At 61.0% G+C, this 6,129-nt stretch carries 6 protein-coding genes; 1 reads left to right on the top strand and 5 read right to left on the bottom strand.

Annotation, left to right across the window (positions count from 1 at the left end):
• On the top strand, positions 1–944 hold a 944-nt coding region (hemC, locus tag NW841_RS07885), incomplete at its 5' end, for a hydroxymethylbilane synthase (protein ID WP_414386025.1).
• A gap of 12 nt (positions 945–956) precedes the next feature.
• On the opposite strand, the gene NW841_RS07880 is transcribed toward hemC, so the two are convergent.
• From NW841_RS07880 to NW841_RS07860, 5 genes are all read right to left on the bottom strand, one after another.
• A complete protein-coding gene (locus NW841_RS07880; protein ID WP_414386024.1) occupies positions 957–2,381 on the bottom strand; it encodes a DUF2157 domain-containing protein in 1,425 nt (474 codons plus the stop codon).
• 7 nt (positions 2,382–2,388) lie between these two features.
• Positions 2,389–3,165, bottom strand: a complete 777-nt coding sequence (gene purC / locus NW841_RS07875; protein WP_414386023.1) for a phosphoribosylaminoimidazolesuccinocarboxamide synthase — start codon at positions 3,163–3,165, stop codon at positions 2,389–2,391.
• Between the two features lie 9 nt (positions 3,166–3,174).
• The gene (locus NW841_RS07870) at positions 3,175–4,611 is read right to left on the bottom strand and encodes a sugar transferase (RefSeq protein ID WP_414386022.1); all 1,437 of its coding nucleotides are present in this window, start codon (positions 4,609–4,611) and stop codon (positions 3,175–3,177) included.
• 155 nt (positions 4,612–4,766) lie between these two features.
• A complete protein-coding gene (locus NW841_RS07865) occupies positions 4,767–5,516 on the bottom strand; it encodes a class I SAM-dependent methyltransferase (protein ID WP_414386021.1) in 750 nt (249 codons plus the stop codon).
• Positions 5,517–5,674: 158 nt separating this feature from the next.
• Positions 5,675–6,129: FAD-dependent thymidylate synthase (locus NW841_RS07860; RefSeq protein ID WP_414365942.1), on the bottom strand; the 455-nt coding region annotated here is incomplete at its 5' end.

Raw genomic sequence — 6,129 nt, 5'->3', positions numbered from 1 at the left:
CTGTCCAGCCGGTGCGGATCGCCTCCCGCAAAAGCGAGCTGGCTCTGGCCCAGACCCGCTGGGTGATGGGGCAGTTGCAGGCCCACCATCCAGGGTTGCCCCTAGAGCTGCACACCCTTTCCACCCAGGGAGACATCATCCTGGATGTGGCGCTGGCCAAAATCGGGGATAAGGGCCTGTTTACCAAGGAATTGGAGGTTAGCCTGCTCAACGGCACTAGCGATCTGGCGGTGCACAGCCTCAAGGACTTGCCCACCCGCTTGCCAGAAGGCCTGGTTCTGGGGGCAATCACGCAGAGGGAGGATCCTCTGGACGCGCTGGTGCTGCGGGAGGAGCTGCGCGCCTACCACCTGGCCACCCTACCAGCAGGGACGGTGATCGGCACTTCCTCTCTGCGGCGACTGGCCCAACTGCGCCACGCCTTTCCCCACCTGCAGTTTAAGGACGTGCGGGGCAACCTCAACACTCGCTTGGCCAAGCTGGATCGGGGGGAGTACGACGGCCTGATCTTGGCGGTGGCCGGGCTGAAGCGCCTGGGCCAAGCCCAGCGGATCCACGAGGTGCTAGATCCCAGTGTGTCCTTGTACGCCGTTGGCCAGGGATCCCTCGGCATCGAGTGCCGGCAGGGGGACGAGCGGATCCTGGAGCTCATTCAACCCTTGGCCGATGGGGAGGCCACAGCCCGCTGTTTGGCCGAGCGAGCTTTCCTACGGGCTTTGGAGGGAGGCTGTCAGGTGCCCATCGGGGTCCACAGCCAAGTGCAGGGGGAAGAGCTGCACCTAACCGGCATGGTGGCCGACCTAGAGGGGCGACGGCTGATCCGTAATACCCAAACGGGATCCACTGCTGACCCGGAAGCGGTGGGAATCTCCCTGGCGGAAAAGCTGAAGCAACAGGGAGCCGACGAAATCCTGCAGGCCATTTTTGCCCAGGCTCGCCGCTAGACTGCCTGGTTTTCAGGGTCGCGGAGTCGGCGGTAGGGATCGGTTCAGCCGCTGCTCAACCTTCAGCCCCACCCAGATCACGCCGATCCCGCAGGCCACCAACACCGCCGACTTGGCCAAGAGGCCAGTCTCATACTCGAAAAAGCGGGTCAGCACCACCAAGGTCAGGCCCAATAGCCCCTGCCAGAAGCGCCCCCGCAGCCCCTGCTGCAGCCCTTCCCAGCAGAGGATCGCCGACAATCCCACCAGCAGCAGGGTCAGGATCCAGGGGGCCAAGAAGGCCAGGGCCACTCTTGAGGTCAAGTTCCTAGTCACCAGCAAAAGGGCCAGGGTAATCAGGGAGAGGAAAACGACGGCATCCTTGAGCCAGGCGGAAATGGGCTGGGATCTCTTGGCCTGCCACCCCTGCCACCAGCCCCAGCCGGCCAGCAGCAGCAACCCTGCCGCCGACAAGCTTGCCCAGGGATCCATAGCTTGGAACAGAGGTAAGGGGTCGGGATCCCAGTCCCAGGGGTCACGGAAGCTCCAGACGTAGAGCAAGAAACCCAGCCCCAGCAAAGCCAGGCCCTCCGCCGTCGGGATCAGATCCAAGACTTGCTCCTGCTCGCCATCCTGGCCATTTTCTCCGGTCAAAATCCGGCTTAGTCGGTAACCATGGCGTTGGTGCCAAAAGCCCAGCCCCCAGACAACGGCAAGGCCAAGCAGCAGCCAGAGGGTCAAGCCTTCTCCAGAGCTGTCCCAGACCTCTGCCGACCTTTGTAGCGCCAGGCCGAAGTTTACCAGTGCCAAAGCCAAGATCCAGCGGGAGCGGCACCCATAGGCAAGGGGCAGCAGTAGGGCCAGGGCCAGCCAGGGGTAGAGGGGATCCAGAGCCGAGCGGATCCCCCTCTGCCGCAGGTCAGTCATCCCGGCCAGGGCGAATAAGAGACAGGCCAGGACGCCACTGGGGGTGTGGAACAAGCTGTAGGCCACGGCCAAGCTGCCCGCCCCCCAGGCCAAGAACAAGCCCGCCAGGGATCCCCCCATTTGAAACCACTGGGCCATCAGAGCAATGGCGGCTCCCAGGGCCAGCTCCCCGGCAATCAATAGGGCGCTGCCCAAGCGCGGGGATCCCTGCTGCCAAAGTCGCAAGCCGGCCACCTGCAGTCCCACCGTGAGGGCCAGGGATCCCAAGGCTCTGGCCGAGCGGGGAATGGCGTCCCAGTTGGCGGCCACGAAGGAGATCACCCCCAAGCCCACCAGCACGGCGCCCAACAGCAGCAGCACCAGGGTAAAGCGGCTAGCAGCTGTTCGCGGCAAGCTATCGAGTTGGTAGTACTCCCACAGGCGATCCCGCTGCGCCGGCTGAATCAGCCCCTGCTCCACCCAGGTGTCCAACAGGTCGGCCAGTTGGCGGCGGAAGCGGTCGTCAGGGCCAGAGGAGCGGGGGGAAGTCATGGCACCCTCACCCCCTGCCCCTCTCCCGCGCTGCAGGAGAGGGGAGATTGGGATCAGTAGCCTGGAGCACTCGCTGCAGCACCTCTTGGTAGCCGGCTGCCGGATCGCCGAGATCAAAGCGAAAGAGGTCTTTATCCAGCACCCGCGGCTCAGTCCCTTCTAGATCCCACAGGCGGCAGGTGTCGGGGCTGATCTCGTCCGCCAGCCAGATCTCCCCTTCCTCGTCCAGGCCAAACTCCAGCTTAAAGTCCACCAGCTCCAGCCGGCAGCGCCGCCAGAAGTGGCGAAGGTGAGTGTTGACCGCCAAGGCCAGGGATCCCAGCTTCTCCACTTGCTCTGGCGTGGCCAGGTGCAACAGGCGGATGTGGTCGGGGGTTACCAAGGGATCCCCCAAGGCGTCGTTTTTGTAGTAAAACTCCACCAGCGGCGGCTCGATGGGCAGGCCCTGCTCCAGGCCTAGGCGCCGGCAGAGGCTGCCGGCCGTGCGGTTGCGCACCACCACTTCCAAGGGCAGGATCCGCAGGGCGCGCACCTGCATCTCTCGAGGGCCGGTCTGGGCCAAAAAGTGGTTGCGGATGCCCTGCTGCGCCAGGTAGGCAAACACCCGGCTGGAGACGGTGCAGTTGACCTCCCCCTTGCCGGCGATGGATCCCCGCTTTTGGGCGTTGAAGGCCGTGGCGTCGTCTTTGTATTGGCAGAGGTAAACCTGGGGATCGGCGGTGCGGTAGACCCGCTTGGCCTTGCCCTCGTAGAGGAGCTCTGGGGGCGTGGGCGAGGAGGACATAGGCAACCCCTAATAGCCGGTCAGCCGTCCGCGGATCCCTTGCCAAAGGGTAATGGCGAGGATGCGCAGATCCAGCCACAGAGACCAGTTTTGCACATAGTAGAGATCATACTGGGTGCGGCGGGCAATGCTGGTGTCTCCCCGCAGGCCGTGGATCTGAGCCCAGCCGGTGAGGCCACTTTTCACCAAATGCCGATCCGGATACTTGGGGATCTCCTGGCTAAATTGCTCCACGAAGTAGGGCCGCTCCGGGCGGGGGCCCACCAGGCTCATTTCCCCCTTCAAGACGTTCCAAAGCTGGGGCAGCTCGTCCAGGTTGGTGCGGCGCAAAAAGGCTCCTATCTTGGTTCGGCGCGGATCCCCAGGGCGCGTCCAGCCCGGCTGGCCGGGTGCCTCGGCATCCACCCGCATGGTGCGGAACTTGGCAATCCAAAAGCGGCGCCCATCCAAGCTCACCCGCTCCTGCCAATACAAGATGGGGCCGGGGCTGCTGCAGGCCACCAGCAGAGCAATGACCAAAAATAAGGGGCTGAGCAACACCAGGCCCAGGGAGGCCCCCAGGATGTCTACCGCTCGCTTGAGGAAACGGTTGTGGGCGTAGCGCAGAGGGGGCTGGCGCAGCGTCAGCAGCGGGATCCCGTCCAGGGACTGGAGGCTGAAGTTCACCGTCAAAAAACCGAGGATATCTGGCACCAGCCGCACCTGCACCGACAGGGCCTGCAAGCTGAGCAACAGAGGTGCATTGGCCAGCTCCGGCTGCCCAAACCACACCTCTTGGATCTCGGGGTGAGCCTGCACATAGGCCACCAGGTGGCTGGGCTCCAGCCGCTCCAGCTTCTGCAAAGGCTCTGGTTCCGGCGCCGAGGGATCCCCGGCCACGGCCCAAGCCTTAATCTCAAACCCCAAGGCTGGGCAGCGCTCCAGTCGCTCCAGCACCTCAGCCAAGAGCAGGCCGGATCCCACCCAGATCACCCGTCGCCGCCCCTGGCCGTGGGCATACAGCCAACCCATGCCCAGCCGCAGCAGCGCCCGCATCCCCGTCAAACTAAGCAGGGCCAGCAGGCTGGCATAGCCCACCACCAAGCGCGACAGCGAGACGGAGCGCACGAAAAAGGCCCCCGCCAACACCAAGCCAAAGGTCACCCCCAGCCCCAGCAGCAAACTGGCCCATTCCTCAAAGCGAGATAAGCGCTTCGATTCGCCGTATCCTCCCAAGCCAGCCTGAACGCCCCAATAGCTAAGGACTGTCAACAACCCCAGGCCAGCATAAACATCCCAGGGCAAAAGCTGGTGGGGGCGCAAGCTGCGCAGCCAATAAGCCGCCCCGAAGGCCAGCCAAATACAGAGCCCATCCCCCAAACAAGCCAAGGGCACCCACAGGCGATGCGGATCCAAGCTCAGGGTGTAGCCGCGAAAGAAACCCGTCCCGCCAGCGCGATTGGCCAAGAGCTATCTCCTTCAGCAGTTAAGACTGGAAACAATCCTACAGAAAAGGTTATCCATTTGAGGCTGCAAGGACTCCGTCTCGCTAGCGCGAACGGCAAAATCGATGTTGACTGAAAAAACTGGTAATAACGGCGAGAAGTTGAGGATTAAGAAGCTCAGTTTCTCAGAGGAGCAATTTTCTTAAGGCTGGCTACCGCCAATAAAGACAGGCCAAAGGGTAGGGAGAACTTAGAAATTAAATAGGCTTCTGCAGCAAAAATCTCGGTTAAAAGCCAATTGATCCAAGGCGAGGGCATTTTTAGATCTTGACTCTCCTTGAGGGGAAAGCTCTTTTGGGCTAGGCGGATCCCTGCTGCTAATGGAAAGAGAAAGCTGTTGAAAAAGGTAAAGGTATGAATTTGCAGGCCGGCACTCTTGAGTAAGGAGAGAAGTTGTGCTGCTGTGTAGCGTCTCTTGTGGTGATTGAGCTCGTCATGGGCGCTCCACAGCCAGGGGTAGGCCGGTACCGTGATCACCAGGTAGCCGGATGGCTTTAACCTTTGGATGAGAGCTTCCAGAGCTGCTTTGTCTTCCTCCAAATGTTCTAAAACGTCCAGTAGGGCAATAAGGTCAAATTGCTGGGAGCCAAAAGGGATCTGATGCGGCAATTCACCTTCGGCCACAATCCCAATGCCGCGGGCCCGGGCCAAAGGCAATGCTATTTCGCTTCTTTCCATGGCCCAGACTTGGCCAAACTGAGACAACATTTCTAGGTTGCCGCCACTGCCACAGCCGGCTTCCAAGATACAAGCCGCGGGCGGAAGAGGGATCCCGGCAATAACCTGCCTGAGAATGCGGCGGCGCCCCACAAACCACCAATGTCGATCTTCTAAGCCCGCCATTTGTTCATAAGCTCTGGGATCCATACAACAGTCGTTCCAAATATTGGGAAACAGCTTGTTAGTTGATCCCTTGCTCCCCTCTCCCACGAGGGGAGAGGGGTTGAGGGTGAGGGTCGAAAGATGACCTTATCCTATACTTTTCCGGTGTTAGAGAACTCCGTCCCGCTTACGCGATTTAGGTTTCAAGGAGAAAGCCTGGCCTTGCCCCAGCGATTTTTGCGGTACCAGGCGGCAACATGAGGGCACCAGGCCTCAAAGTGGGGCCAGATGAGCTCGCACAGCTCGCGGATCTCCCGCTGGGCATCGTCTTTAGCCCGCAAATCCAGAAAATGCATCAAGCTGCGGCAATTAAAAGAGACTACAAAATGTTGGCGGATCCCGTAGCCGATGATGTTACGAGCATCTTCATAAGGCAGTCCGCACTCTTCGACCAGGCGATAATAGGCAATGGCCTGACTGCGATACTGCTCAAGAATGATGTTCAGGGCCTCAGGAGAGATGGGCTTGAAGCCTTGGCGGGTTTTGGCCTTGCCTTCTTTGACGCTGGCAGGAACGTAAAACAGAGTTTCCAACTCTTGCAAAGATAACGAGGGCTCCGCGCCGGTTTTGTCGGCAAAAGCAGCGGTTTCGTTGGTGC

The sequence above is a fragment of the Synechococcus sp. H60.3 genome (assembly GCF_047462295.1).
GTDB lineage: Bacteria > Cyanobacteriota > Cyanobacteriia > Thermostichales > Thermostichaceae > Thermostichus.
The sequence above is the reverse complement of the archived record's forward strand: the minus strand, read 5'-3'. Positions and strand labels throughout refer to the sequence as shown.